We start from the raw sequence: 25,656 nt of genomic DNA, 5'->3' as shown, positions 1-25,656 counted from the left end.
GGTGTGGAAGGAGCCTTGAAGTCGAAGGCCGGGGATCTGACGAAGGAGACGAAGAACGAGCATGTGGCGAGCACCGACATGGTGTTCACGATCTCCGACCCACGCACTGGAAAGTCTGCCGGCAAGGGCGGCCGGGCCGGGGCAGATGCACCCGATGCGCCCCAGGGCCCGGCTAGCCGTGTCCGTCCCTCTCCAAAACGTGACGGGGCAGGAGACGCTGGATCCGGATCGTCGGCGGAGTCGATTTATTCGACCATCGCCGATGTGAGTCCTGGTTCGTCCAGCACAACCGCGCCGGACCGACGGGCAAGCGCTGCAGACCGGCAGCCGACGCTGGACTCACGTTCGGCACGCGCAGGAGACGACGGCCCTGTCTACGAGTTGGCCAAGAACATCGGGAAACCGTCGGATTTGCCTGCGGAGTCAATTTACGAGGCCATCGGCGACATGAGTCCCGGTTCGTTCAGGACTGCTGCATCGGACCGATCCGGGATCGCAGAAAAACCCGGTCGCGCCGAGCTGAAAACGGCGGGCGGTGAATCGGGTGGTCAGACCAAGCGGCCACTGCCGCCCGTACCGGCAGGCGAAGGCACCGACCTGCCGGCTGGTGCACCCAAACCTATCCAACCCGGAAAAGCGGTGGACCAACCGGCTGGCTCGGCGATCGCCGACCCAGGTGGCGTGCTCAAGGATTCGGTGTATTCGACGCTCAACAACATGGCCGACGAGGGCAGTCCGGCTCGTCCGTTCGGCCGTCGGGACAAGGGCCTGGAAGGCGACAACGTCTACGATGTGGGCACCGAACAACCGGCGGCCCAGCCGCAAGGGCGCGCTCGCCGGGACAGCGACTGGGACGGCGTCGGCGACGACAGTCCTTTCTACGCTGCATCCAGGAATGGCGGAAAAGCGTCGGATTCGATCGAGGGGACCGGCGGTCAGGCCGGTCGCCGGGACAGCGACGCCGTGTACGTCGACAACACCCTGATCTACGAGCTGGGCAAGAATCCGGTGCAGCCAGCAGCTTCGCCCGAGCGGGTTTACTTCGAGCTGGAAGAGCAGGCCGATGTGCCTCGCAAGCCAGCGACGAATCCGTCGTCCTCGGGTGCCGCGAAGCCGAAGGCGAACCCGCAGACCGGCGATGCTCTGCCGAGCGGCATGGGCGGCATGGGCGGCACGGAGGCGATCTATGCGTCGATCCGCAAGACGACCGATGGAGCCAGCCCTGGTCGCCGGAGCGGCGATCGGAACGGCGGCCCGGAAGGCGCAGGCGACGACAGTCCTGTGTACGAGTTGGCCAAGAACGTCGGGAATCCGCCCGAGGCGCCTGTCGAGTCGATTTACGAGACCATCGGCGACGTGAGTCCCGGTTCGTTCAGGGCAGCCGACTCGGACCGACCGAATGCCGCTGAAAAGCCCGATCGTGCCGAGCCGAAAACCGGAGGCGCTCAATCGGGCGGTCGGGCCAAGCGGCCACTGCCGCCCTTGCCGGAAGGCGAGGGCGCCGACCGGCCAGCCGGTGCAACCAACCGTATCCAGCCCGGAAAATCGGCAGATAAGCCGACGGGCTCGGGGCGCGCGGATCAAAGCGGAGAGATCCAGGACTCGGTGTATTCGACGCTTCACAACATGGCCGATGCAGGCAGTCCTGCTCGCCCGTTCGGCCGATCGGACAAAGGCTCGGACGTCGACAACGTCTACGGCCCGGGTGTCGAAAAACCGGGGGCGTGGTTCAATATGGCAAGCTGGGAGTCGGAGGTGCAGACCGCTGTCGAAGTGAAGGGGCCTTCCCGATCGGTTGCTCTGGAGCGTGTCACCCCTCTGTCATCGCCACCCCCGGATGGTCCGGCTGGCTCGGGCCGCCCTGGCCCAGGCGGAGCGAACAAGGATTCGGTGTATTCGACGCTCAACAACATGGCCGACGAGGGCAGTCCGGCTCGTCCGTTCGGCCGTCGTGACAAGGGCTCGGAAGGCGACAACGTCTACGACGTGGGCACCGAACAACCGGCGGCCACGCCGGACGGCCGCGATCGCCGGGACAGCGACGCTGTGGACATCGACAACACCTTGATTTACGAGCTGGGCAAGAATCCGGGACAGCCATCGGATGCGCCGGAGAGGGTGTACTTCGAGCTGGAAGAGCAGGTCGATGGGCCTCTCAAGCCAGCGACGAATCCGTCGTCCTCGGGCGCCGCGAAACTGCAAGCGAATCCGCAGACCGGCGATGCCCGCAGAACCCGACCGAGCGGCATGGTGGGCAGGTTGCCGACGCCGGATGCTCCGGCGCGGCGTGCGTCGGGCGCCGATTCGATCTATTCGACGATCGGCGATGTCGCCGATGACAACAGCCCGTCTCGCCCGACCTCCCGTCGGAGCAGCGATTCGGAGACAGCGAGCGAAAGCAGCCTTGTCTACGAACTGGGCCAGAGCGTCGAGCAGCGTGCCGGCTGGTCCGACAGGGGAACCTTCGAGGCGGACTTGGAGAGGGCGGTTCAAGGCGATAGGTCTGGCCAGTCGACGGCGAATCAGGCCCAATCGGGCGAGGTGACGATGCGGCCGAAACCCCCGCGCGGCGATGGCCGGAGCGGTGCGGCAGATGAGGCGCCCGCGGCGGAGGCTCCGGCACGCTCGGGCATGGACATCGAGACGATGTATGCGACGATCCGCCGTGTGGGCGATGACGCAACAAGCCCGGCTCGCCGGAGCGGCGATCGGGACGGCGGCTCGGAAGACGCCGGCGACGACCGCCCTGTCTACGAGTTGGCCAAGCCCGTCGAGCAGCCCTCGAAGGTGCCTGTCGAGTCGGTCTACGAGACCATCGGCGACGTGAGTCCCGGCTCGTTCAGGGCGGCTGCACCGGACCGGTCCGGTACCGTTGAAAAGCCGGCCCGCGACGCGCAGAAAACGAAGACCGGCCAACCGGACCGTCGGGCCAAGCGCCCCCTGCCGCCCATCCCGGAAGGCGAGAGCGCCGACCGGCCAGCCGGTGCAACCAACCGTATCCAGCCCGGAAAATCGGCAGAAAAGCCGACGCGTTCGGGGCGCGCCGATCAAGGCGGAGAGACCCAGGATTCGGTCTATTCGACGCTCCATAACATGGCCGACGCAGGCAGTCCTGCTCGCCCGTTTGGCCGATCGGACAAGGGCTCGGATGTCGAACCTGTCTACGACCGGGGCGTCGAACAACCGGTGGAACGGTCCAATATGGCCATGTGGGAGTCGGAGGTCCAGGGCGACGGCCCGCGCCAGCCATCGGCGACCCCATCGTCCTCGGGCGAGGTGACGTTGCGCCCGAAACCGCAGTCGGGCGAGGCCCGCAGAGCACGGCCGAGTGGCATGTCGGAACGCTTCCAGGCGACGGACCCCTCGGCACGGCGTGCCTTGGGCGCGGAGCCGGCAGGTACAAAGACCGGCGGTGTGCCCGATGAACGCAATCCTGCGCGCCCGAACGATCGCCAGGGCAGCGACGTGGTGGATGTCGACAACACCCTCATCTACGAGTTGGGCAAGCGTGCCGAGCAGCCGGCGCCTGCGGCCGAAGGCATCTACTTCGAGCTGGAGGCACAGACCGATGCACCGACGGCCTCTGTTCCTGCGGTGTCGACTCCGCCCTCCGGTGAGGCTCAACGCCGCCGCGGCTTCAGGCCACCGCAGAAACTGGCCGATGGCCGGATCGGCTACCCGCTGAGTCCGACGACGGCTCCGCGCGGAGAGGCCATCGGGACACGGCCTGCCGCTCCTGCCGCGGGTGCCGCACCTGCTTCGCTGAAGCCCGGTATGCCTTCGGTCAGGCCAGGTGCGGAGCTTCCCGCCATGGCGATTCGCCGAGCGGTGGATCAAGGCGTGCTGAATGCCTCGCTCGAGCCGCATCTGGACCAGGCGCAAACCTATGCGGCCAAACAACTCGAGACCGGCCCGCTGATCGTCGGCGAACTGCATGACCAGCCGGATGGACAACTGCTGGTCGCAGGTCTCATCGCCAGCGGAAAGGTCAAGCAGCTGTTTCTCGAGTTTCCCGATCCTGCCACCCATGCGCTGGGTCGGTTCGACTACGCTTTGCCCGAGGGCATGACGGTCAGCGACTATCTGAGGCAGTCGCGCGGCAAGGACATCGACGAGAGCAGCCCTTTCTGGACGGCCCTGCGCGACTACGCCAACCGCACCTTCGACGGCGACAAGGCGCATCCCGAGATGGGCTTCTACCCGCTGATCAAGCAGGCGATCGCAGGCGATGCCGAGGTGTTCTTCTTCGACACGCCTGCACGCACGCTCGACGACCTGCAGAACTTCGTCGAGCGCGAAGCGGCTGCGGGCGAGTACTTCCGCAAGGTCTCCGACCCCCGGCAGCCGGGCGCTCTCATGCTCATCGGCGCGGGACATCTGTATGCCAAGCGCGAATCGACCATCCAGAAGGCCCTGGGCATTCCGGACACACGAACGGTGGATGTCGCTCGCTACGGCGGTACACAACCGGGCTACCGTGCGGGCGAGCCGTTCCTGAAGACGTATGCGGATCCCGCAACGCCGATCCGGCAGGACATTCCGGACAGTCCCCACATCTGGCGGGAAGTGGCGCCCGACACGCCGCCGCCGCTGGCTCCCAAGACGGGATGGCAGAACGGGGATGCCTCCAACGATCCGTCGGGTGGCGACGAGCCGCCGCCTCTGTCCCCCAAGAAGGGACGCGGCGCGGGATCCGTTTCGCACCGTGGAGCCGTGGACGCGACGCCGCCCGATGCGGGCGAGGTGACGATGCGCGATTCTTCGGCCGCCCGATCGCGTCTGCCCCGGCCGGTGGGCATGATCGAGCAGCCCCTGCAGGACGGGCAAGCGCCGGGGAACGCCGAAGCGCCGGCGCTCGCCTTTGCCGCTCGAACCGGCCGGGCCAGCCGCAACAGTCGGAGCCGCAAGAGATCTGACGATTCGGGCTTGGGCGACAGCGACAACGCCGCGGAGTTTCCCGAAGACGTGCAGATGCGCAAGACATCCCGTAGTCCGGACGGCACCGCCGGCCGTGTGGCGGGAGACAACTGGTCTCGCCTCGAGAAGCCGCCCGCGTCGCAGGGCGAGACCGAGGTGGACGCTCCCACGGTGCCTCGCGTGCCGGACGCCGCGGGGGGCGAAGCGCCCGTCAGACTGCTCTACTCGGATGCGTTCCAGCGTGTCGCGAACAAGTACAAGGTGGTGCTGGGCGTGCGTGCGCCCAATGCGCTGGGCGAAACGCTGCTGCGTGAGGGCTTCCCGTCGAAGAACTTCCATGTCAAGGCCAAGTCGAGTCCGACCGGCCCCACTGCGGGTTTCATCGCCGCAGACCCGCGCTACTCGAAGCTGCCGGCGAGCAAGCTCGAGGTGCAGGCCAAGTATGTCGCGGAGGCGTTGAAGAACGGTGCCCGGCTGGTCGATCTGGAACTCTCGCCGCAGCGGCTCGACGAGCTGGTGCGCACGGGTCATCTCGAGTCGATCGGCGATGGACAGTATGCGGCCAACTACCCGTTGGGGCGGTTCGAGTTCTCGATCGGTCCGGATGGCCGGGTGACGGATGCGACCGGCCAAGCCGTGCAGGTGCTGACGAATCCGCCCGAGAAAGGACGGGAGTCGTTCAACGCCAAGCCGATCACGGCCGACTACGACCTGTTCGGCATCTTTCCGCGCGCCAACCAGGCGGACAACGCGCGCAGCATCCAGGTGGCGCCGCGCCTGGTTCATGGCGAATGGATCGAAAAGCGGCTGTCCCTGTTCAAAAACAAGGGCGAGGAGGACCCCAACATGGGCAATGTCCACGTCTTCGGAAAAGCCATCATCCGCGGTCTGAACAAGGAAGTGGGGCAGGAGGGGTACAAGGGGGGCAAACTGGTGTGGCATGGCGATGAAATCGGCAACCCCTTCAGCGCCGGTTTCGACGAAGCCGACATGCCCATCTTCATCATCCCGGGACAGGAGAGCCCCGTGCAGATCAAGTCGCAGAAAGATCTCCTGGACTTCTACGACCGACTGCGCGTTCTCGGGTATGTACCGGAAAGCAGTGCGCGCTTCGGGTTCTAGCCCGGGGCGGGTTCGGCGGGGCAGGGGCCGTGCGGTCCTTTGCCCCGCCGGACCGGTGCCGACGCGGTCTATGATTCCGCCATGAGCCTCGACCTGACCACCCATCTCATCCATCACCCCTACGAGCCCGAGCCGGGCTTCGCGGCGCCCCAGCCGGCCGTCCACAAGGCCTCGACGGTGTTTTTCCGGAACACGGCCGCCATGCGAGGCGCCGACCGGCGCCGCAAGCATGTCTACAGCTACGGCCTGCACGGGACGCCCACCACCTTCCTGCTCGAGGAGAGGCTGGCGGCGCTCGAGGGCGGCGAGCACTGCGTGCTGGTGCCCAGCGGGCTGGCAGCCATCACCCTGGTCTCGCTGGCCCTGCTGGCCCAGGGCGACGAGGTGCTGGTCCCCGACAACGCCTACGACCCGAACAAGGCCTTCTCGGCCGAGACGCTGGCGCGCTGGGGCATCGGCTGCCAACTCTACGATCCGATGGATCCGGACGACCTGGCGAGCCGGATCGGGCCGCGGACGCGCCTGGTGTGGCTGGAGGCCCCCGGCTCGGTGACGATGGAGTTTCCCGACCTGACGGCGCTGGCGGCCGTCTGCCGCGCACGCGGGGTGCCGTCGGCGCTCGACAACACGTGGGGGGCCGGCCTGGCGTTCCAGCCGTTCGAGGCCGGCGTCGACCTCTCGGTGCATGCATTGACCAAGTACCCCAGCGGCGGCGGCGACGTGCTCATGGGCAGCGTCGTCACGCGCGATGCGGCGCTGCATGCCCGTGTCAAGGCCATGCGGGCCAGCCTGGGACTGGGCGTGGGCGTCAACGATGTGGAAACCGTTCTGCGCAGCCTGCCTTCGATGGACCTGCGTTATCGGGCGCAGGACCGCAACGCACGCGCGCTGACCGACTGGCTGGCCCGGCGCCCGGAAATCGTCCAGGTGCTGCATCCTGCCCGTCCGGATTCGCCGGGCCATGCCCACTGGCAGGCGCTGTGCGGCCCGGAAGGCCTGGCCGCGGGTTTGTTCAGCGTGGTGTTCGATGCCCGCTACGGCACGGCTCAGGTCGATGCGTTCTGCGATGCGCTGAAGCTGTTCAAGCTCGGCTACTCGTGGGGCGGGCCGGTCAGCCTGGTCGTTCCCTACGACATCGCGTCCATGCGCGACCCGGCCGTGACCGATTGGCCGCATGGCGGCGTGCTGGTCCGGCTGTCGCTGGGCTTCGAGGCCGTGGCCGATCTGCGGGCCGACCTCGAACAGGCGCTGCAGGTGCTGGGCTCCGCCTAGCCGCCTGCCTCGCACTCAACCGATCAGCTTCTGCAGTTCGGGCCAGATGTTGTCGAGGATGAGCGGATGGGCCTTGGCCAGTGGATGGATGCGGTCGGCCTGGAAGCTGTCGATGGCATCCGGCGTATCGGCAATGCCCTTGAGCATGAACGGCACCACGGGCACGCGGTTGGCTGCGGCGATCTTGGGGAACAGCGCGGCAAAATCCTGCGTGTAGCGCTGGCCATAGTTGGGCGGCACCTGGTTGCCGACCAGCAGCACCTTGGCGCCGGCTTCGAGTCCGGCCTTGACCATGGCGTCGAGATTGGTTTCGGTCATGTTCAGGGGCAGGCCACGCAGCGCGTCGTTGCCGCCGAGCTCGATCACCAGCACGGCCGGCCGGTGCTGCTTGAGCAGCGCAGGCAGGCGGCTGCGGCCGCCCGAGGTGGTGTCGCCGCCGATGCTGGCGTTGACCACCTGCCAGCCGGTCTTCTTCTGCTCGGCGAGGCGCTGCACCAGGAGCGCCGCCCAGCCCGTGCCGCGCGCCAGGCCATACTCGGAACTCAGCGAGTCGCCGAGGATCACGATCTTGCGGGCGCCGCCTGCTGGCCCGGCTTGTGCATGGCCCGTACCGGCGGTTGCCAGCGCCAGCGCGCCCAGGCCCGCTTGCAGGATAAAGTGTCGTCGATCCGTTGTCGAAAAAAAGGTTTTCCGTTTCATGTCCGATTCCATTTCTGCGCCTGCGCCTTCCATCATCGCCGTCCGCGGGGTTTACAAGTCGGTGAGCGATTCCACCGGAACGCTGGATATTCTGCGCGACATCAACCTCGATTTTGCCTACCGCGAGACCGCCGCCATCATCGGCGCATCCGGTTCGGGCAAAAGCACGTTGCTGTCCATCATTGCCGGTTTGGATACACCGAGTGCAGGATCGGTTCACCTCGACGGGCAGGATCTTTTTGCGCTGGGCGAGGATGCCCGGGCCGCGTTGCGGGCTCAGAAGATCGGATTCGTGTTCCAGAGCTTCCAGCTCATGGCCAACCTGACGGCACTCGAGAATGTGATGCTGCCTCTGGAACTGGCCGGTCGGCGTCAGGCGCGCGAGGCCGCCACCGAGATGCTCGAGCGGGTCGGCCTGGGCCAGCGGCTGGGCCATTACCCCAAGGTGCTGAGCGGCGGCGAGCAGCAGCGTGTGGCGCTGGCCCGCGCGTTCGTGGTGCAGCCGGCCGTGCTGCTGGCCGACGAGCCGACGGGCAGCCTCGACTTTGCCACCGGTGAAACCGTGATGAACCTGATGTTCCAGCTCAATGCCGAGCTCGGCACCACGCTCATCCTGGTGACGCACGACACCCGCATTGCCAGCCTCTGCCAGCGCCGCGTGGTCGTGGATGCGGGGCGTGCCCGGATGGACCTGTCCGCCGAACAGGGATAATCACGCCCCTATGGCAACGACTCCCAAAATTCTGTTCGGCTTTCACGCCGTCGGCGTGCGCATCAAGACCGCGCCGGCCTCGGTGATCGAGGTGTATTTCGATTCTTCTCGGCGGGATGCGCGCATGCGCCAGTTCGTCGAGCGCGCCAAGGAAGCGGGGGTCCGGCTGATCGAGGCCGACGGCCTGCGCCTGGCCAAGCTGGCCGGCTCGCACGGCCACCAGGGCGTCGCCGCCCGGGTCGAACCCGTGGCGCAGGCGCGCTCGCTCGACGACCTGCTCGACCAGCTCAACGAGCCGCCTCTGCTGCTGGTGCTCGACGGCATCACCGATCCGCACAACCTCGGTGCCTGCCTGCGCGTGGCCGATGGCGCCGGCGCCCATGCCGTGATCGCCCCCAAGGACCATGCGGCCGGCATCAATGCCACGGTGGCCAAGGTGGCGAGCGGCGCGGCCGAGACCATGCCCTACTTCATGGTGACCAACCTGGCGCGCACCCTGGGTGAGCTGCAGGAGCGCAATATCTGGTGCATCGGCACCAGCGAAGAGGCCGACAAGTCGGTCTACCAGGTCGACCTGAAGGCACCGGTGGCCCTGGTGCTGGGCGCGGAAGGGCCGGGCATGCGCCAGCTGACCCGCAAGCGATGCGACGAACTGGTCAGCATTCCGATGCGCGGTGCGGTCGAGAGCCTGAATGTGTCGGTCGCCAGCGGGGTCTGCCTCTACGAAGCGTTGCGCCAGCGCGGCGGCGGACTCTGAGCACACGCCGGACGGCTTCTGGCAGTCTCGGCTGTCGTGAATCGCGAAGCCTTCCATCTTGATTGACGAAACGATGGGCAGTTTGTGGGTTTACCATACTGCCCCTTGAAATGCCCCTGGGCTTGAATCGTGTGACGGTCCAAGCGGCGGCCATTGGGGTCCGCATGCCAAGAACAAGAATGAGCTCGGCAGCCGGCTTTTGATCCATTACATCGACGAGGAGACAGTTTTCATGGCAATGAATGCAACGACGCGGGTGCGCGTCTGGCTGGGAAGCGTGGCTGCGGCTTGCGCTCTGTTGACGGGTGCCGGTGCACAGGCCCAGACCGAAGTCAAGATCGGTTACGCCCTGGCCGTGAATTCCCATTACGGCGCCGGCGCGCAGGCCTGGGCCGATTCGGTCGAGAAGTCGACGGCCGGCCGCTACAAGTTCAAGCATTTCCCGGCCAGCGCGCTGGGCGGCGAGCGTGAATCCATCGAAGGCCTGCAACTGGGTACGGTGCAGGCGCTGATCGTCTCGACCGGCACGCTGTCCAACTTCGTCCCCGAAGTGGGCGTGGTCGACGTGCCCTTCCTGTTCCGCGACATCGGCCATGCCCGCCGCGTGATGGACGGCCCGGTGGGCCAGGACCTGATCAAGAAGTTCCAGCCGCGCGGGATCGTCGCGCTGGCCTGGGGCGAGCAGGGCTTCCGCCACCTGACCAATGCCAAGCATGCGGTGGCCGCGCCCGACGACTTCAAGGGCCTGAAGATCCGCACCATGGAGAACCCGGTCCACATCACGGCCTTCAAGACGCTGGGCGCCGCGCCCACGCCCATGGCCTGGCCCGAAGTGACGGGTGCGCTGCAGCAGGGCACCATCGACGGTCAGGAGAACCCGCTGTCGGTGATCGTGTCGGCCAAGCTCTCGGACGTGCAGAAATACCTGACGCTGTCGAGCCACGTGTATGCACCCACGCTGCTGATCGTGTCGCCGCGTTTCTGGAACAAGCTCTCGGACGCCGACAAGGCCGCTTTCCTGGAAGGCGCCAAGGCCGGATCCGCCGCCATGCGCGCCTTTGTGGACGACGTCGATGCCAAGGGCGTGGCCACGCTCAAGGCCGCCGGCATGCAGGTCAACACCATCACCGACAAGACGCCGTTCCAGAAGACCCTGGCACCGGCCTATGCGCAGTACGAGACCAAGTTCGGCAAGGAACTGCTCGACCGCATCGCCGCCACTCAGTGACGGCTTGACTCCTTGCGTGCGGCCCTTGCCGGGCGGCGCGCATCGTTGCCAGCGCCTGCCGCGATCCGGCAGGCGCTTTGGCGTTCTGGGCCGGTGCCGTCACCGGCGTGATTTCTTCTTGATGCACAGACATACAACAACATGATCGATCGACTCGAAGGGCTGGTGGTACGGGTGAACCGCTGGCTGCTCATCCTGATGCTGGGCGCGATGGCCTGCATCATCTTCGCCAATGTGGTGCTGCGTTACCTGACCAACGATTCGCTGGTCTGGGCGGAGGAGGTGGGCCGTTACCTGATGATCTGGGTGACGTTCCTGGGCGCCGGTCTGGTGCTGCGCTTCGGCGGCCACGTCGCCATCGAGGATCTGCAGAACCGCCTGCCGCGAGTCGCCGGCCAGGTGCTGCGGGCACTGGTGGTGGCCGGGCTGATGACGTTCTTTGCGGCCATGGCCTGGTGGGGGCTGGAGTACATGGACTTCATGCAGTTCCAGACCACGCCGGTCATGGGCATTTCCTACTGGTGGGTGTATCTGGCTTCGCCCGTGGGCTTCGGCCTGCTGATGCTGCACCTGGCCTTCGTGGCGCGGCGTTATGTGCTGGAGCACCGCTTCATCGAATCGGACGAGATCGACGCGGAAACCGCGGCTTCGATCTGAAGGGAACAAAGACATGTGGATCACACTTTTCGTTTCCGTGATTGTGTTGCTGGCGCTGGGCGTGCCGGTGGCGTTCTCGCTTGCGATCGCCGCGGCCCTGGCCGTGCTGGTGGGCGGCGAGTTTCCGATGGTGGTGGTGTTCAAGGAGATGTTCACCGGCATCGACAGTTTCCCGCTGATGGCGGTGCCGTTCTTCATCCTGGCCGCCGAGATCATGTCGGGCGGGGCGCTGACAGTGGTGCTGCTGCGTTTTGCGGCGCAGTTCGTCGGCCACCTCCGGGGTGGGCTGGGTTACGCCAACGTGCTGTCGCTGACGATCTTCTCGGGCATCTCGGGTTCGGCCCTGGCCGACGCTGCGGGGCCCGGCGCCATGATGATCCGCATGATGGACAAGGCCGGTTACGGCCGTGCCTATCCGGCGGCCCTGACCGCGGCGACGGCCATCGTCGGGCCGATCATCCCGCCCTCGATCATCATGATCGTGTACTGCCTGCAGGACGAGCGGGTCTCGGTGCTGTCGCTGTTCCTGGCCGGCGTGGTGCCGGGCATCCTGATCGCCCTGGGCATGGCGGCGGTCAACTGGTGGGTGTGCAGCAAACGCGGCTACCGCAGCGGCGATCCGCGCCCCTCGTTGCGGGAAATGCTGATCAACACCTGGAAGGCGATCCCCGCACTGCTGCTGCTGGTGCTGGTGCTCGGCGGGATCCGGCTGGGCATCTTCACCCCCACCGAGGCTTCGGTGGTCGCCGTGTTCTATGCGCTGGCATGCGGCAAGTGGGTCTACGGCACGCTCAAGTGGTCGGCGCTGCCGGGCATCCTGGCGCGTTCGGCGCTGCTGACGGCCTCGGTCCTGCTGATCGTGGCGGCGTCTGCGGCCTTTGCATGGGTGCTGACGATCGAAGGCACGCCGCAGGCCCTGGCCGACATGATCGTGGCGTGGAACCTGGGGCCCATCGCGTTCCTGATGGCCGTGAACGTGCTGCTGCTGGTGTTCGGCATCTTCATGGAGCCGCTGCCCGGGGTGATGATTCTGGTGCCCATCCTGGCGCCGATCTCGGGTGTTCTGGGCATCGATCCGGTGCACTTCGCGATCGTCGTGATCGTGAACCTGACGCTGGGCATGATCACGCCGCCGGTGGGCAGCCTGCTGTTCGTGGTGTGTTCAAGCGCCAAGGTGCCGTTGAGCGCCCTGACACGTGAACTCGTGCCTTTCCTGGTCGCGCACTTCCTGATCCTGATGGCGCTGACCCTGGTGCCCTGGCTGTCGGTCGGCCTGCCGCACTTCCTGGGCCGCTGAGCGGTTCAAGGGGCCAGCCGGCTGCGCTGCCATTGACCGGCCTCGAGCTGGTAGCACAGGCGGTCGTGCAGGCGGCTCTTGCGGCCCTGCCAGAATTCCCAGCGCTCGGGCACCAGCCGGTAGCCGCCCCAATGCGGCGGGCGCGGCGGCTTGAGTCCGAATTTCGCGGCGTACTTCGCCGCATTGCCGACCAGCACGGCACGGCTGCCGATGGGCTGGCTCTGCGGGCTGGACCAGGCCCCGATGCGTGAATCGAGCGGGCGGCTGTTGAAGTAGCGATCGCTTTCCTCGTCGCTGGTGAATTCCACCCGGCCCTCGATACGCACGACACGCTCGAGCTCGACCCAGTGAAACTGCAGTGCGGCATAGGGGTTGCCGCCCAGTTCTCGGCCCTTGCGGCTGTCGCGGTTGGTGTACCAGACCAGGCCGCGCTCGTCGTAACCCTTGATGAGCACGATGCGCGTGGAGGGCCGCAGGTCGCTGCCGACCGTGGCGAGCGTCATGGCGTTGGGCTCGGGCACGTGGGCCTCGATGGCCTGATCGAGCCAGAGTTCGAACTGGCGCAGCGGTCGATCGCTGGACTGGTTCTCGTCGAGTTCGGCCTGTTCGTAGCTCTTGCGGAGATCGGCAATGGTGTCGGAGAGTTTGCTCATGTCGTTGATTCCGGTCTGGCGGCGCCAGCGTGCGCCATGGGGCGATTGTCCTCTTGCCGGGCCTGCGCTGCAGGCTTGGCGCGGTCTGGTTGGGCCGGATGTGAACGGCGACGGGGTTGCGGCAAGGGAGGGTCGGCCGGCGCGGTCAAGGCCAGCAAGCGGGCCAGGGCGTCATCCTCGATGCCCAGGGCCCGCAGGCTGTCATGGGTGCGGTGGGCGTATTCCAGCGTGGTGCCGAAGCAGCCGCGGGCCTGCGCGAAGACCTCGCGGTAGCGGTCGGGGCTGAGCAGCCCGGTGTAACCGGGACTCGACCGTGGCAGGGTGAAGGCCAGGGCCTGAACAGGCCCCTGCGGTGTCTCGCAGCGCAGCCAGCGCGGGATGTAGGTCAGCGTGGGCATTTCGCGCAGCCACAGCTGCTCGAAGATCTGGCGGGCCTGGTCGGCCGGCACGCGCAGCGCGAGGCCGCGGCAACTGCCGCCGGGCAGCAGGGCAAACACCAGACCGGGGCATTGCGGCGTGCCGCGATTGACGTGACTCCACATCTTGAGCGCACGGTGGTAGCCGCGAATCCGGGCGGGCCGCTGTTCGGGGCAGTCGAAGTCGGGACGCCAGATGAGCGAGGCATAGGCAAAGAGCCACATATCCGTCCCCGGCTGCCAGCCGCGCAGCACCTGCTCGCGCAGACGTGCGCCGGCGGCCGCGGCATCGGATGCCGAAGGGGATGGAGTGGGCTCGGACGGGTCGAAAATCATGCCTGGACTGTAAACACTTGCAGAGACACTTGCCCGGACAGGCAATTCCCTAGAATGGTGGAATGGTGCCGCCGTTCCGGGCGGTGCGACAACTTCAATGGAGTCATACGTGTCAGCTGTGCAACAACAAGATGATGGTCAATCGCGCTTTGCCCTGGGCCTGGTGTTCACGCTCGTGGGGGTCGTGGTGGTCAGCGTGCTGTCTGCGGTCCTGTATCACCAAGGTGTGTTCAAGACCGATCTCACACGCCAGCAGGAACGCGAGATTGCCCAATCCGTTGCGCCGCTCACGGGCGATGCCGCAGGTGCGGCCGGCTCGCCTGCCAGCCGTGTCGAAGTCTCGGCCGGTGTCGTGAGCTTCTATTTTGCGGTCAACAGCGCGGCGCTGCCCGCGGATGCCGGTGCGGCCCTGGCCGACATCGTGCAGGGCGTGCAAGCCGGCCGCCGGGCGGTGATTTCCGGTTTCCACGACGCCAGCGGCGATGCCATCCTCAATGCCGCACTGGCCAAGGAGCGGGCGGTGGCGGTGGGCCAGACCCTGCAGGGCCTGGGCGTGGCTCAGGGGCGCATCGAGTACCGCCGTCCGGCCGACAGCACGGGTAGCGGCGACGCCGAACAGGCGCGCCGGGTCGAGGTCACGCTGGCCGATTGAGTTCCACGGCGGTGCGCAGCCGCTCTTCCTGCTCGCGCAGTTCGGGCGTGAGGGCGGCGCCGAAGTCTTCGGCTTCGAAGATCTGCCGGATCTCGACCCAGGACCGGCCCTGCATGGGATTGGGGCAGCGCCGCACCCAGTCGATGGCCTCGTCGAGCGAGGCGCACGACCAGATCCAGAAGCCGGCGATCAAGTGATCGGGGTCGCCCAGGGGGCCTGGCTCCACCTGCCGCCGCGTGCCGTCGAACAGCACGCGGGCCCCCTTGGCGCTGGGGTGCAGGCCTTCGCCGGCCAGCATCACGCCCGCCGCGACGAGTTCTTCGTTGAAACGGCCCATTTCCGCGAGCAGTTGTTCGCTGGGCATGACGCCGGCTTCGCTGTCGCGGTCGGCCTTGATCAACACCATGAATCGCATGTCGTCTCCTGGAGTGCAATGAACTGCCATGGTGGGCCCATGACCGCGACCCCTGCAAGGCGATCATGACCCGATCGCTCAAGACCAAGGGTAAACCCTGGATTTTTCGGTGAAGGCTGGCCCCGTCATGCCGGTGTTGGTAACATGTGCATGTAATTAAGTTACCAATGCACGCGGTTGCCGTTCCGCCGTGCCCCACGAGAAAGTCCACGATGAATGTGCATGCCCAGGTCCAGGCTGTCACCGACCGCATCCGCGAACGCAGCCAGCCGCTGCGCGCGGCCTATCTCGCCCGTATCGACGAGTATTCGGCCCGTGCGCCGGGCGCCGAACGCATGGGCTGCGCCAATGTGGCCCACGCCTTTGCGGCCATGCCCGGAAACGACAAGCTGAGGGTGGTGACGCAGCGCGCGCCCAACATCGGCATCGTCAACGCCTACAACGACATGCTGTCGGCGCACGTGCCGCTGGGCAGCTACCCCGAGCTGATCAAGGACGAGGCCCGCCGCCACGGTGCCACGGCGCAGGTGGCCGGCGGGGTGCCGGCCATGTGCGACGGCGTGACGCAGGGCACGCCGGGCATGGAGCTCAGTCTGTTCTCGCGCGACACCATCGCGATGGCGACGGCGGTCTCGCTCAGCCACGACGTGTTCGATGCGGCGCTGATGCTGGGCGTCTGCGACAAGATCGTGCCGGGCCTGCTGATCGGCGCGCTGCATTTCGGGCACCTGCCGACGGTGTTCGTCCCGGCCGGACCCATGACCTCGGGCCTGTCGAATTCCGCAAAGTCCAAGGTCCGCGAGCAGGCGGCCCAGGGACTGGTGGGTCGGCAGACGCTGCTGGAAGCCGAATCGCAGGCCTATCACGGCGAGGGCACGTGCACGTTCTATGGCACGGCCAACAGCAACCAGATGCTGCTCGAGGCGATGGGTCTGCACGTGCCGGGGACCTCGTTCATCGCGCCGGCCGATGCGATGCGCGAGGCGCTGACGCGCGAAGCGGCGCGCACGGTGCTGGGCATCACGCGCGAGCGGCGCTACGCACCCATCGGCCATGTGGTCGACGAGCGCTGCATCGTCAATGCCATGGCTGCGCTGCTGGCCACGGGGGGCTCGACCAACCACCTGATCCACTGGGTGGCGGTGGCGCGGTCGGCAGGCATCGTCATCGACTGGGACGACTTTGCCCAGCTGTCGCAGGTGGTTCCGCTGCTCTCGCGGGTCTATCCCAACGGCAAGGCCGATGTGAACCAGTTCCAGGCGGCCGGCGGCCCGGGTTACGTGATTCGAGAACTGCTCGATGCCGGATTGATGCACGAGGACGTGCTGACGGTGCGCACGGGCGGTATCCGCGAGTACACACGCGAGCCGGCCTTGTTCGCCGGGGCGGCGGCTGCAGTCGGCGAGCAGCCGGGGGCACGTCCGGCAGCCGGTCTGGTCTGGCACGAGATCGGCGCGTCGCGCGATACCGACGTGGTGCGGCCGGCCACTGCGCCGTTCAGCGAGACAGGCGGATTGAAGCTGCTGCGCGGAAAACTGGGCCGCGGGGTGATCAAGATTTCTGCCGTGCCGCAAGACCGCCATCTGATCGAGGCGCCGGCCAAGGTCTTCGATACACAGGAGGCGCTGCAGGCGGCGTTCAAGTCCGGTGAACTCGAACGGCTGTGCCAGTCGCATCCGTCGAACGGCGTGGTCTGCGTGGTGCGCTGGCAAGGGCCGCAGGCCAATGGCATGCCCGAACTCCACAAGCTGACGCCGCCGCTGGCGGTGCTGCAGGACAAGGGTTATCGCGTGGCGCTGGTGACGGACGGCCGCATGAGCGGCGCATCGGGTAAAGTGCCGGCGGCGATCCATGTGTCGCCGGAGGCGCTGGCCGGCGGTCCGCTGGCCAAGGTGCGCGATGGCGATCTGATCCGGCTCGATGCCGAGGCCGGCTTGCTCGACGTGCAGGTCGCGGCCGGCGAGTGGGAGGCCAGGCCGGCGGCGGTGCTGGATGCGCAGCACCGGGCTGCCAACGGCAGCGGATTGGGTCGTGAATTGTTTGCGGGCATGCGTCGCCATGCCCTGAGTGCAGAAGAAGGAGCTTGTACATGGCTGTGAATGCCGATCAACAAAACGCACCGTCGCTGACGGCCCTGGATGTGATGCGGGACGCCCCGGTGATTCCGGTCATCGTGCTCGAGGACGTGGCCCATGCCGTGCCGCTGGCACGTGCACTGGTCGCCGGCGGCATTCGTATGCTGGAGGTGACGCTGCGCACGCCGGCTGCGCTGGCCTGCATCGAAGCCATTGCGCGCGAAGTGCCCGAGGCCGTCGCGGGTGCGGGCACCGTGCGCAGCGCGGCCGATGCGCAGGCGGCCCAGCGGGCCGGTGCCCGTTTTGCCGTGAGCCCTGGCTACACGGTGGCGGTGGGCCAGGCTTGCCGCGATCTGGGTCTGCCTCTGCTGCCGGGCGTGGCCACGGGCAGCGAGATCATGCAGGCGCAGGAAGCCGGCTACACCCAGCTGAAGTTCTTCCCGGCCATGCAGGCGGGCGGTCCGGCCATGCTCAAGGCTTGGGGCGGTCCCTTTGGCGACGTGACGTTCTGCCCGACGGGTGGCGTGAGCGCCGCCAACGCGCATGAGTTCCTGGGCCTGTCCAACGTGGCCTGCGTGGGCGGCTCGTGGCTGACGCCGGCGGATGCCGTGGCGCAGGGCGACTGGGGCCGCATCACGGCCCTGGCACGCGAAGCCAGCGTGCTGCAGCGCAAGCGCTGAGCCGATCGGCCTCAGCGCTTGCGCGCGGGGCGTGATGCCGGCGTCGGGATGACGGCCGGCTCTCTGGCCCATGGGGCTTGCGCAAAATGCTCGGCCAGGTAGTCGATGATGGCCTGCACACGCGCCGGCTTGGCGCGGCCGGGCGGCGTGACGATGTGCAGCGCGATCGGCGCCACCTGCCAGTCGTCCAGCGTGGACTGGATGTGGCCGGCCTGCAGGTCGTCCCAGGCCAGGAATTCGGGCTGCAGCGCCAGCCCCAGGCCGGCACGCAGGGCCGGCGCCAGCGCTTCGGCGTTGTTGACCCGCAGGGCCGACGGCACGGCTTGCGAAAAATCTCCTTTTTTCTTGTGCCTGAAGCGCCAGGCGTCGCCGCTGCGGGCATTCGCATACCGCAGGGCTCGGTGCGTGGCGAGATCGCTCGGATGCTTGGGGTGGCCGTGCTGTTCGAAGTAAGCGGGGGAGCCGACCAGCAGCAGCCGGACGGTACACAGGCGACGCGCCAGCAGGCTGGAGTCGGGCAGATCGGCGATGCGCAGCGCCAGATCGTAGCCCTGGGCCACGACGTCGGTCAGTTCGTCGCTGAGGTGCAGGTCGAGCATGACTTCCGGGTGTTGCTGCATGAAGGGCGGCAGGGCAGGGGCCAGATGGGCGACGCCGAACGACATGGGGGCGGCGATCCGTATGGTGCCGCGCAGCGTCTTGGACTGCTCGGTGACCTCTGCTTCCACCGCCTCGCCCTCGCTGAGGATGCGCGAGGCGCGCTCGAGCGAGGCCAGGCCGCTGGCGGTCAGCGACATCTTGCGCGAGGTGCGGTGGAACAGCGTGGTGCGCAGGCGTTTTTCGAGGCGGGTGATGGCTTTCGAGATGGTCGGCTGGGACAGTGCGAGATCGGCCGCGGCCTTGGCGAACGAACCGGTTTCAGCGACTTTGGCGAAGATCGCCCAGGCTTCGAGGTCAGGCAGTTTGGTCATGTAATTTTTGGAATGGATGGTTTTCTATCTCTTCTATTCTCTTATCTTTCGATCGGTCATAAAGTTCATCCATCGCAACACGCAAACGACGGAGCGCAACATGATCGAACGCAGACCTTACGAAGCCCTGGGCGGTGACAACCACGGTTGGCTCGATGCCAAGCATCACTTCTCCTTTGCCGGTTACCACGATCCGGCCCGCATGCACTGGGGTGCGCTGCGGGTGTGGAACGACGACACCATCGCTCCCGGCACCGGTTTCCCGCCCCATGCCCATGCCGACATGGAGATCATCACCTATGTCCGCGAAGGGGCCATCACCCACCAGGACAACCTGGGCAACAAGGGCCGTACCGAAGCAGGGGACGTGCAGGTGATGAGCGCCGGCAGCGGCATCCGGCACTCGGAGTACAACAACGAACCCGGCGTGACCAAGATCTTCCAGATCTGGATTATTCCGGAAGGCCGCGGCCAACCGCCGTCGTGGGGTGCCAAGCCCTTCCCGAAGGGCGATCGCTCGGGCCAGTTCGTGGCGCTGGCCAGCGGTCTGCCGGGTGACGACGAGGCCTTGCCGATCCGCACGCCGGCCCGGGTGCTGGGCGCCACGCTGAAGGCGGGCGAGTCGACGACTTACGAACTCGGCACCGAGCGCCTGGCCTACCTGGTGACGGCCGTGGGCGACATCGAGGTCGATGGCGTGGCCCTGTCGGCCCGCGACGGCGCCGCGATCCGCGACGTGACCCGCTTCACCGTCACGGCACGGACCGACGCCGAGGTGGTGCTGGTCGACACGGCACCCTGAGGGGTGGGGCGGGACCGACGAGGCCCGCTCCACCGGCTGCCCCCGCCGCCATGGCCGGCGCATGCCGCAACCGCAGGCAAGCTTTCGTGGCTGCCCTCGGGCTGAGTGCCTCCGGAGGCAGTTCAGCACACTTTTGTTCAAAAAATCGCACAAATCGTCTATCCCTCATGAGAGCGCTCTTTTAAGGTGCGCCAGTCGATTCGTGCTCTCTTTTTTCTAGCCGCACTGGCGGCCCTTCTTTTCTGACACAACCGGAGTTTCCGACCATGACCATCACCGCAACCCCCACCCCCGGCGCCAAACTGCTGAACCCCCATGACCACACGCTGATCATGATCGACTTCCAGTCGCAGATGGCTTTTGCCACGCACTCGATCGATCCGGTGCAACTGCGCTCGAATGCAGCTCTGGTGGCCAGTGCCGCAGCGGGTTTCGGCGCATCGACCATCCTGACGACGGTCGCCGAGAAGAGTTTTTCCGGCCCCATGTTCGATGAAGTGACGGCGCCGTTCCCCGGCCAGGCCCTGCTGGACCGCACCTCGATGAACACCTGGGAAGATGCCGCCGTGATCAAGCGGGTCAACGAGATCGGCAAGACACGCATCGTGCTGGCCGGCCTGTGGACCAGCGTCTGTATCGTGGGCCCGGCTCTGTCGGCGCTCGACCAGGGATTCGAAGTGTTCGTGATTGCCGACGCCTGCGGCGACATCTCGACCGAAGCGCACGAACGTGCCCTGCAACGCATGATCCAGGCCGGCGCACAGCCGATCACCTCGCTGCAGTACCTGCTGGAAATGCAGCGCGATTGGGCACGCACCGACTCCTACGAGATGACGACCGGCATCGCAAAGAAGTTCGGCGGCGGCTACGGCATCGGCATCAACTACGCCCGCGCCATGTTCGGCGCCCACGAAGGCTGATCCGAGTGCAGTGAAGGCGCGCGCCCTGCCGCGCCTTTTTCCTTTTCCAGCCCCCCTTTTTTTATTTCCTCCGGAGCTTGCCACGATGGCTGAACGCACCACTCCCGAACTGATCCTTCACCGCGGCCTGTTCACCACGCTGGACCGCGCCAACCCCAGGGCCAGTGCGGTCGCCATCCAGAACGGACGGTTTCTGAAGGTGGGGCAGGACCACGAGGTCATGCCGCTGACAGGGCCGGACACGCGTGTCATCGACCTGCGCGGCCGGCGTGTCTTGCCGGGCCTGATCGACAACCACCTGCACATCATCCGCGGGGGACTGAACTTCAACATGGAGTTGCGCTGGGACGGCGTGCGCAGCCTGGCCGATGCCATGGGCATGCTCAAGCGCCAGGTGGCGGTCACGCCGGCGCCCCAGTGGGTGCGTGTGGTGGGCGGATTCACCGAACATCAGTTCGTGGAAAAGCGTCTGCCGACCATCGAGGAACTCAATGCGGTCGCGCCGGATACACCGGTCTTCCTGCTGCATCTGTACGACCGGGCCTTGCTCAACGGTGCGGCGCTGAGGGCGGTCGGTTATGGGCGCGATACGCCTGCGCCGCCCGGGGGCGAGATCATGCGGGATGCCGCGGGCAACCCGACCGGGCTGCTGTTGGCCAAACCCAATGCGTCGATTCTGTATGCGACGCTGGCCAAGGGCCCCAAGCTGCCCTACGAGTATCAGCTCAACTCCACGCGCCATTTCATGCGCGAGCTCAACCGCCTGGGCGTCACGGGTGCGATCGATGCCGGCGGCGGTTCGCAGAATTATCCCGACGACTATCAGGTCATCCAGGAACTGGCCGATGCGGATCTGCTGACGATCCGGCTGGCCTACAACCTGTTCACGCAAAAGCCGAAGGCTGAAAAAGAGGACTTCCTCAATTGGACGGCGACTTCGACGTACAAGCAGGGAACCGATTATTTCCGTCACAACGGGGCCGGCGAGATGCTGGTGTTCTCGGCCGCCGACTTCGAGGATTTCCGCCAGCCCCGGCCCGACATGGCGCCCGAGATGGAGGACGATCTCGAGGGCGTGGTGCGCGTGCTGGCGCAGAACCGCTGGCCCTGGCGCCTGCATGCCACTTACGACGAGACCATCAGCCGTGCGCTGGATGTGTTCGAACGGGTGAACCAGGAGATTCCGCTGCAGGGGCTGAACTGGTTCTTCGATCACTGCGAGACGATCTCCGAGCAGTCGATCGACCGCATCGCGGCACTGGGCGGCGGCATTGCCGTGCAGCATCGCATGGCGTACCAGGGCGAGTATTTTGTCGAGCGCTACGGACACGGCGCGGCCGAGGCGACACCGCCCGTGGCACGCATGCTCGAAAAAGGCGTGAACGTGTCGGCCGGGACCGATGCGACACGGGTGGCTTCGTACAACCCGTGGGTGTCGCTGTCGTGGCTGGTCACCGGCAAGACGGTGGGCGGCATGCAGCTGTATCCGCAGCGCAATTGCCTGGACCGCGAAGCGGCGTTGCGCATGTGGACCGAGAACGTGACCTGGTTCTCCAACGAGGTCGGCAAGAAGGGCCGCATCGAAGCCGGCCAACTGGCCGATCTGATCGTGCCCGACCGCGATTACTTTGCCTGTGCGGAATCGGAGATCGCCGACACGACGGCGCTGCTCACGGTGGTGGGCGGCAAGGTGGTGTATGGCGCCGGCGAGTTTGCTTCATACGACCAGAGTGCGCCGCCGCCCGCCATGCCCGACTGGTCGCCGGTGCGCCGTTTTGGCGGCTACGGCAACTGGGGCGAGCAGGAGGGCGCGCCGCTGCAGGCGACATTGCGCCAGGCCGCGGCGGCCTGTGCCTGCGCCAACGACTGCAACGTGCACGGCCACCAGCACGCCACGGCCTGGAGCAGCAAGCTGCCGATCGCCGATCTGAAGGGCTTCTGGGGCGCGCTGGGCTGTGCCTGCTGGGCGGTGTGATGCAGACCGCAACCGCTGTCTTCCTGTCGCCCTGGATCCATGGGCTGGCCCTGTTGCTGCTGTGTTCGGCCTATCTGCAAGGGGCTTTCGACAAGATCCGCGATTTCGGCGGTGCGGTCGACGAGATGCGGCATTTCGGGCTCTCGCCCGCGGTGCCGATGGCGGTCGTCACGATCGCCTTCGAACTGCTGGCCTCGGCCCTGGTGATCAGCGGCTGGTACCGCTGGCTGGGTGCGCTGGCACTGGCCGCGTTCACGGTGGCCGCGACCTTTCTGGCCGACCGCTACTGGCTGCGGCCGAAGGGCGAGCGGGTGATGGTCGCGAATGCGTTTTTCGAGCACTGGGGACTGGTCGGGGCTTTCCTGCTGGTGGCCTGGCATGACCTGGGGGGACACGATGTCTTCTGATTCACGAAGCCGCACGGCCGGCAGTTTCGCGCCGCTGCGCCAACCCGTTTTTGCGGTGCTGTGGGCCGCCACGGTGCTGGGCAATATCGGCAGTTTCATGCGCGATGTGGCGAGTTCATGGATGGTCACCGAGCTGTCGGCCAGTCCGGCTGCCGTGGCGCTGATCCAGACCGCGGCGACCTTGCCCATCTTCCTGCTGGCGATACCGGCAGGGGTGCTGTCGGACATCCTCGACCGGCGGCGCTTTCTGATCGGCGTGCAGATCCTGCTGGCCGGCGTCAGCGGTGCCTTGCTGCTGCTGTCGCAGACCGGATTGTTGACGGTGGAATACCTGGTGGCATTGACCTTCCTGGGCGGCATCGGCGCCGCGCTGATGGGGCCGACCTGGCAGTCCATCGTGCCCGAGCTGGTGCCGCGTGCCGACCTCAAGAATGCAGTCGCACTGAACTCGCTGGGCGTGAATGTGGCCCGTGCTCTGGGGCCCGCCGCCGGCGGTCTGCTGCTGGCCAGTCTGGGGGCGGCGGCGGCCTATGGCGCCGATGTGCTGAGTTATGTGTTCGTGATCGCTGCGCTGATCTGGTGGAAGCGGCCACCGGCGACCGACACCGGGCTGTCGGAACAGTTCGGCGGCGCTTTCCGGGCCGGTCTGCGTTATGCCCGATCGAGCCGTGAGCTGCATGTGGTGCTGTTGCGCGCAGCGGTGTTTTTCCTGTTCGCCAGTTCGGTGTGGGCCTTGCTGCCCCTGGTGACCCGGCGCATGCTCGAGGGCTCGGCCGGTTTCTATGGCGTGATGCTGGGAGCCGTCGGTGCGGGTGCGATCCTCGGTGCGATCTTGCTGCCGCGGCTGCGCCAGCGGCTCGACGCCGATGGGCTGGTGCTGCTGGCTTCGCTGCTGAGCGCGGGTGTCATGGCCGCGCTGGCCACGGCACCGCCGCAGGCCGTGGCGGTGCTGCTCATGCTGGTGCTGGGCATGGGCTGGATCGTGGCGCTGACCACGCTCAACGGCGTGGCCCAGGCGGTGCTGCCCAACTGGGTGCGTGGACGGGGACTGGCGATCTATCTCACGGTCTTCAATGGCGCCATGGCGGGCGGCAGCCTGGCCTGGGGCCTGTTTGCGCAGGAGGTGGGCATTCCGGTCGCGCTGCTGGTCGGCGGGGCGGGGCTGGTGGTGGTGTCGCTGCTGTTCCATCGCGTGAAGCTGCCGCGTGGCGAGGCCGATCTGCAGGCCTCCAATCATTGGCCGGAGCCCTTGCTGGCCGCGCCGGTGGCCCATGATCGCGGGCCCGTGCTGATCCAGGTGGAGTACCGCGTGCGCACGCACGACCTGCCGGCTTTCCTGCATGCCATGCGGCAGGTGGGCGGCGAACGCCGCCGCGATGGGGCCTATGCCTGGGGCGTGGCCGAGCACACGGGCGAACCCGGGCGGGTGATCGAATGGTTCATGGTGGAGTCGTGGGCCGAACACCTGCGTCAGCATCACCGGGTCTCGAACGCCGACGCGGACCTGCAGCGCGAGGTCATGCGTTTCCACATCGGCCCCGAAAAACCGGTCGTTCACCACTACCTGGCGCTGGATCCAAGAAGTGGCCGGCCTGCCGAGAATGGCGGCCGGGGTGCCGAGGTCGCGTCGTGAACACGACGACGCCCACCGCCTCCGCAGAGGCTGCCGCCGCGCCTTCCTCGGCCGGCGGCCCTGAAAAGCCCTGGCTGGCACGCCTGCCGATGGCCATGTTCGCCACCGTGATGGGGCTGGGCGGACTCTCCAATGCCTGGGCGCTGGCTCACCGCGCGATCGGTGTGCCGCTGCTCGTCAGCGAGGTGCTGCTGGTGCTGGCGGTGTCGTGCGGCGTGCTGCTGTCGCTGGCGCATCTGGCCAAGCTCGGCTTCTGCCTGCGCGAGGTGGCCGAGGAGTTTGCCCATCCGGTGCGGTCGAGCTTTTTTCCGGCCGCCTCGGTGTCGCTGGTGGTGCTGTCGATCGGTGTGCGGCCCTATGCGCCGGACTGGGCCGAAGCGCTGTGGTGGCTGGGCGCGGCGCTGCATCTGGTGCTGGCCGTGACCCTGATACGCCGCTGGATCGTGCATGCGCAGGACGAGGCCGTGATGACGCCCGCCTGGTTCATCCCGGTGGTGGGCAACATCCTGGTGCCCGTGGGCGGTGTCCCGCTGGGCCATGTCGAGATCAGCTGGTTCTTTTTCTCGGTGGGCCTGATGCTGTGGCTGCCGTTCTTCACCATCGTTCTGCACCGGGTGCTGTTCGTGCCGGCCATGAGTGCGCGCAGCATGCCCACGCTGTTCATCCTGCTGGCACCGCCTTCGATCGGCCTGTCGTCCTATCTGGCCTTCACGGGTGGCCATGCCGGTGCGCTGGGCGACTTGCTGTACTGCATGGCCCTGTTCATCGCGATCCTGCTGGCCAGTCTGGGGCGCCATCTGGCGCATGGGCCCTTCTTCATGAGCTGGTGGGCGATGACCTTCCCGGCCGGCGGCTGGGCCGGTGCTTCGCTGGGCTACTACATGGCCCGGCCGTCGCCTTATACCGCCACGGTGGCGGTGGTGGCGCTGACCGTGGCGACCGTCCTGGTGTGCTGGGTGGCCTGGCACACCGTCTGGCATCTGGCCAGCGGCGCAGCCTTTCGCGAGGACTGAGGACCGGCCTCCGGCCGGACAAGGCTGAATCCCGGCTGCCGGCAGGG

At 66.9% G+C, this 25,656-nt stretch carries 21 protein-coding genes; 16 read left to right on the top strand and 5 right to left on the bottom strand.

The window, feature by feature from the left end:
- Positions 1-15: 15 nt before the first annotated feature.
- Positions 16-6,039, top strand: a complete 6,024-nt coding sequence (locus tag EC845_RS22520) for an anthrax toxin-like adenylyl cyclase domain-containing protein (protein WP_199739881.1) — start codon at positions 16-18, stop codon at positions 6,037-6,039.
- Between the two features lie 81 nt (positions 6,040-6,120).
- Complete coding sequence (locus tag EC845_RS20910; protein WP_123300151.1) at positions 6,121-7,311, top strand: PLP-dependent transferase; 1,191 nt, start codon at positions 6,121-6,123, stop codon at positions 7,309-7,311.
- A 15-nt stretch (positions 7,312-7,326) separates the two neighbouring features.
- Here EC845_RS20910 and EC845_RS20905 read toward each other — a convergent pair whose 3' ends face one another.
- A complete protein-coding gene (locus tag EC845_RS20905) occupies positions 7,327-8,010 on the bottom strand; it encodes an arylesterase (protein ID WP_123300149.1) in 684 nt (227 codons plus the stop codon).
- On the opposite strand from EC845_RS20905, the gene EC845_RS20900 reads away from it, so the two are divergent.
- The 5 genes from EC845_RS20900 (at position 8,009) to EC845_RS20880 (ending at position 12,661) form a co-directional block, all read left to right on the top strand.
- Positions 8,009-8,722 (top strand): ABC transporter ATP-binding protein, encoded by a 714-nt coding sequence (locus tag EC845_RS20900; protein ID WP_123300147.1) that lies wholly within the window; start codon positions 8,009-8,011, stop codon positions 8,720-8,722. The genes EC845_RS20905 and EC845_RS20900 overlap by 2 nt on opposite strands.
- A 10-nt stretch (positions 8,723-8,732) precedes the next feature.
- The gene (gene rlmB, locus EC845_RS20895) at positions 8,733-9,479 is read left to right on the top strand and encodes a 23S rRNA (guanosine(2251)-2'-O)-methyltransferase RlmB (RefSeq protein ID WP_123300145.1); all 747 of its coding nucleotides are present in this window, start codon (positions 8,733-8,735) and stop codon (positions 9,477-9,479) included.
- Between the two features lie 232 nt (positions 9,480-9,711).
- On the top strand, positions 9,712-10,707 hold the full coding sequence (locus tag EC845_RS20890; protein ID WP_233598202.1) for a TRAP transporter substrate-binding protein: 996 nt from the start codon (positions 9,712-9,714) through the stop codon (positions 10,705-10,707).
- A 141-nt stretch (positions 10,708-10,848) separates the two neighbouring features.
- Entirely contained in the window at positions 10,849-11,364 is a 516-nt protein-coding gene (locus EC845_RS20885) for a TRAP transporter small permease (protein WP_123300140.1), read from the top strand.
- Between the two features lie 13 nt (positions 11,365-11,377).
- Positions 11,378-12,661: a TRAP transporter large permease gene (locus EC845_RS20880; RefSeq protein ID WP_123300138.1), complete on the top strand. Its 1,284-nt coding sequence runs from the start codon at positions 11,378-11,380 to the stop codon at positions 12,659-12,661.
- 5 nt (positions 12,662-12,666) lie between these two features.
- Here the strand turns inward: EC845_RS20880 and pdxH are convergent, their stop codons facing one another.
- Positions 12,667-13,314 (bottom strand): pyridoxamine 5'-phosphate oxidase, encoded by a 648-nt coding sequence (gene pdxH / locus EC845_RS20875; protein ID WP_123300136.1) that lies wholly within the window; start codon positions 13,312-13,314, stop codon positions 12,667-12,669.
- Positions 13,311-14,066, bottom strand: coding sequence for a gamma-glutamylcyclotransferase (locus tag EC845_RS20870; RefSeq protein ID WP_123300134.1), 756 nt, complete (start codon positions 14,064-14,066; stop codon positions 13,311-13,313). Before EC845_RS20870 ends, pdxH begins: the two co-directional genes overlap by 4 nt.
- Positions 14,067-14,184: 118 nt before the next feature.
- On the opposite strand from EC845_RS20870, the gene EC845_RS20865 reads away from it, so the two are divergent.
- On the top strand, positions 14,185-14,718 hold the full coding sequence (locus EC845_RS20865; protein ID WP_158615746.1) for an OmpA family protein: 534 nt from the start codon (positions 14,185-14,187) through the stop codon (positions 14,716-14,718).
- Here EC845_RS20865 and EC845_RS20860 read toward each other — a convergent pair.
- On the bottom strand, positions 14,702-15,133 hold the full coding sequence (locus EC845_RS20860) for a YciI family protein (RefSeq protein WP_123300130.1): 432 nt from the start codon (positions 15,131-15,133) through the stop codon (positions 14,702-14,704). The genes EC845_RS20865 and EC845_RS20860 overlap by 17 nt on opposite strands.
- 212 nt (positions 15,134-15,345) lie before the next feature.
- On the opposite strand from EC845_RS20860, the gene edd reads away from it, so the two are divergent.
- Together edd and eda are read left to right on the top strand one after the other, a co-directional pair.
- Complete coding sequence (gene edd / locus EC845_RS20855; RefSeq protein WP_123300128.1) at positions 15,346-17,232, top strand: phosphogluconate dehydratase; 1,887 nt, start codon at positions 15,346-15,348, stop codon at positions 17,230-17,232.
- Positions 17,223-17,888, top strand: a complete 666-nt coding sequence (eda, locus tag EC845_RS20850; protein WP_123300126.1) for a bifunctional 4-hydroxy-2-oxoglutarate aldolase/2-dehydro-3-deoxy-phosphogluconate aldolase — start codon at positions 17,223-17,225, stop codon at positions 17,886-17,888. The genes edd and eda overlap by 10 nt, the downstream gene beginning before the upstream one ends.
- Positions 17,889-17,899: 11 nt before the next feature.
- Here eda and EC845_RS20845 read toward each other — a convergent pair whose 3' ends face one another.
- The gene (locus EC845_RS20845; RefSeq protein ID WP_123300124.1) at positions 17,900-18,859 is read right to left on the bottom strand and encodes a LysR family transcriptional regulator; all 960 of its coding nucleotides are present in this window, start codon (positions 18,857-18,859) and stop codon (positions 17,900-17,902) included.
- A 100-nt stretch (positions 18,860-18,959) separates the two neighbouring features.
- Here EC845_RS20845 and EC845_RS20840 point away from each other — a divergent pair, with 100 nt between their 5' ends.
- The 6 genes from EC845_RS20840 to EC845_RS20815 all read left to right on the top strand — a co-directional run bounded on the left by EC845_RS20840 (position 18,960) and on the right by EC845_RS20815 (position 25,609).
- Complete coding sequence (locus EC845_RS20840) at positions 18,960-19,661, top strand: pirin family protein (RefSeq protein WP_123300215.1); 702 nt, start codon at positions 18,960-18,962, stop codon at positions 19,659-19,661.
- Between the two features lie 266 nt (positions 19,662-19,927).
- Entirely contained in the window at positions 19,928-20,581 is a 654-nt protein-coding gene (locus EC845_RS20835) for a hydrolase (RefSeq protein ID WP_123300122.1), read from the top strand.
- Between the two features lie 85 nt (positions 20,582-20,666).
- The gene (locus EC845_RS20830) at positions 20,667-22,556 is read left to right on the top strand and encodes an amidohydrolase (protein WP_123300119.1); all 1,890 of its coding nucleotides are present in this window, start codon (positions 20,667-20,669) and stop codon (positions 22,554-22,556) included.
- Positions 22,556-22,963, top strand: a complete 408-nt coding sequence (locus EC845_RS20825) for a DoxX family protein (protein WP_123300117.1) — start codon at positions 22,556-22,558, stop codon at positions 22,961-22,963. The genes EC845_RS20830 and EC845_RS20825 overlap by 1 nt, the downstream gene beginning before the upstream one ends.
- On the top strand, positions 22,953-24,596 hold the full coding sequence (locus EC845_RS20820) for an MFS transporter (protein WP_199739880.1): 1,644 nt from the start codon (positions 22,953-22,955) through the stop codon (positions 24,594-24,596). The genes EC845_RS20825 and EC845_RS20820 overlap by 11 nt, the downstream gene beginning before the upstream one ends.
- Positions 24,593-25,609, top strand: a complete 1,017-nt coding sequence (locus EC845_RS20815; protein WP_123300112.1) for an SLAC1 anion channel family protein — start codon at positions 24,593-24,595, stop codon at positions 25,607-25,609. Before EC845_RS20820 ends, EC845_RS20815 begins: the two co-directional genes overlap by 4 nt.
- Positions 25,610-25,656 lie beyond the last annotated feature (47 nt).

Source organism: Comamonas sp. BIGb0124, from assembly GCF_003752175.1.
In the GTDB taxonomy this organism is placed as follows: Bacteria; Pseudomonadota; Gammaproteobacteria; order Burkholderiales; family Burkholderiaceae_C; genus Comamonas_F.
This window is presented reverse-complemented; position numbering and strand designations above follow the sequence as displayed.

Excerpts from the sequence above, each read along its gene's own strand:
- EC845_RS20910 (WP_123300151.1), top strand. The coding sequence starts at position 6,121 with ATGAGCCTCGACCTGACCACCCATCTCATCCATCACCCCTACGAGCCC.
- EC845_RS20900 (WP_123300147.1), top strand. The coding sequence starts at position 8,009 with ATGTCCGATTCCATTTCTGCGCCTGCGCCTTCCATCATCGCCGTCCGC.
- EC845_RS20905 (WP_123300149.1), bottom strand. The coding sequence starts at position 8,010 with ATGAAACGGAAAACCTTTTTTTCGACAACGGATCGACGACACTTTATC.
- rlmB (WP_123300145.1), top strand. The coding sequence starts at position 8,733 with ATGGCAACGACTCCCAAAATTCTGTTCGGCTTTCACGCCGTCGGCGTG.
- EC845_RS20890 (WP_233598202.1), top strand. The coding sequence starts at position 9,712 with ATGGCAATGAATGCAACGACGCGGGTGCGCGTCTGGCTGGGAAGCGTG.
- EC845_RS20885 (WP_123300140.1), top strand. The coding sequence starts at position 10,849 with ATGATCGATCGACTCGAAGGGCTGGTGGTACGGGTGAACCGCTGGCTG.
- EC845_RS20880 (WP_123300138.1), top strand. The coding sequence starts at position 11,378 with ATGTGGATCACACTTTTCGTTTCCGTGATTGTGTTGCTGGCGCTGGGC.
- pdxH (WP_123300136.1), bottom strand. The coding sequence starts at position 13,314 with ATGAGCAAACTCTCCGACACCATTGCCGATCTCCGCAAGAGCTACGAA.
- EC845_RS20870 (WP_123300134.1), bottom strand. The coding sequence starts at position 14,066 with ATGATTTTCGACCCGTCCGAGCCCACTCCATCCCCTTCGGCATCCGAT.
- EC845_RS20860 (WP_123300130.1), bottom strand. The coding sequence starts at position 15,133 with ATGCGATTCATGGTGTTGATCAAGGCCGACCGCGACAGCGAAGCCGGC.
- edd (WP_123300128.1), top strand. The coding sequence starts at position 15,346 with ATGAATGTGCATGCCCAGGTCCAGGCTGTCACCGACCGCATCCGCGAA.
- eda (WP_123300126.1), top strand. The coding sequence starts at position 17,223 with ATGGCTGTGAATGCCGATCAACAAAACGCACCGTCGCTGACGGCCCTG.
- EC845_RS20845 (WP_123300124.1), bottom strand. The coding sequence starts at position 18,859 with ATGACCAAACTGCCTGACCTCGAAGCCTGGGCGATCTTCGCCAAAGTC.
- EC845_RS20840 (WP_123300215.1), top strand. The coding sequence starts at position 18,960 with ATGATCGAACGCAGACCTTACGAAGCCCTGGGCGGTGACAACCACGGT.
- EC845_RS20835 (WP_123300122.1), top strand. The coding sequence starts at position 19,928 with ATGACCATCACCGCAACCCCCACCCCCGGCGCCAAACTGCTGAACCCC.
- EC845_RS20830 (WP_123300119.1), top strand. The coding sequence starts at position 20,667 with ATGGCTGAACGCACCACTCCCGAACTGATCCTTCACCGCGGCCTGTTC.
- EC845_RS20825 (WP_123300117.1), top strand. The coding sequence starts at position 22,556 with ATGCAGACCGCAACCGCTGTCTTCCTGTCGCCCTGGATCCATGGGCTG.
- EC845_RS20820 (WP_199739880.1), top strand. The coding sequence starts at position 22,953 with ATGTCTTCTGATTCACGAAGCCGCACGGCCGGCAGTTTCGCGCCGCTG.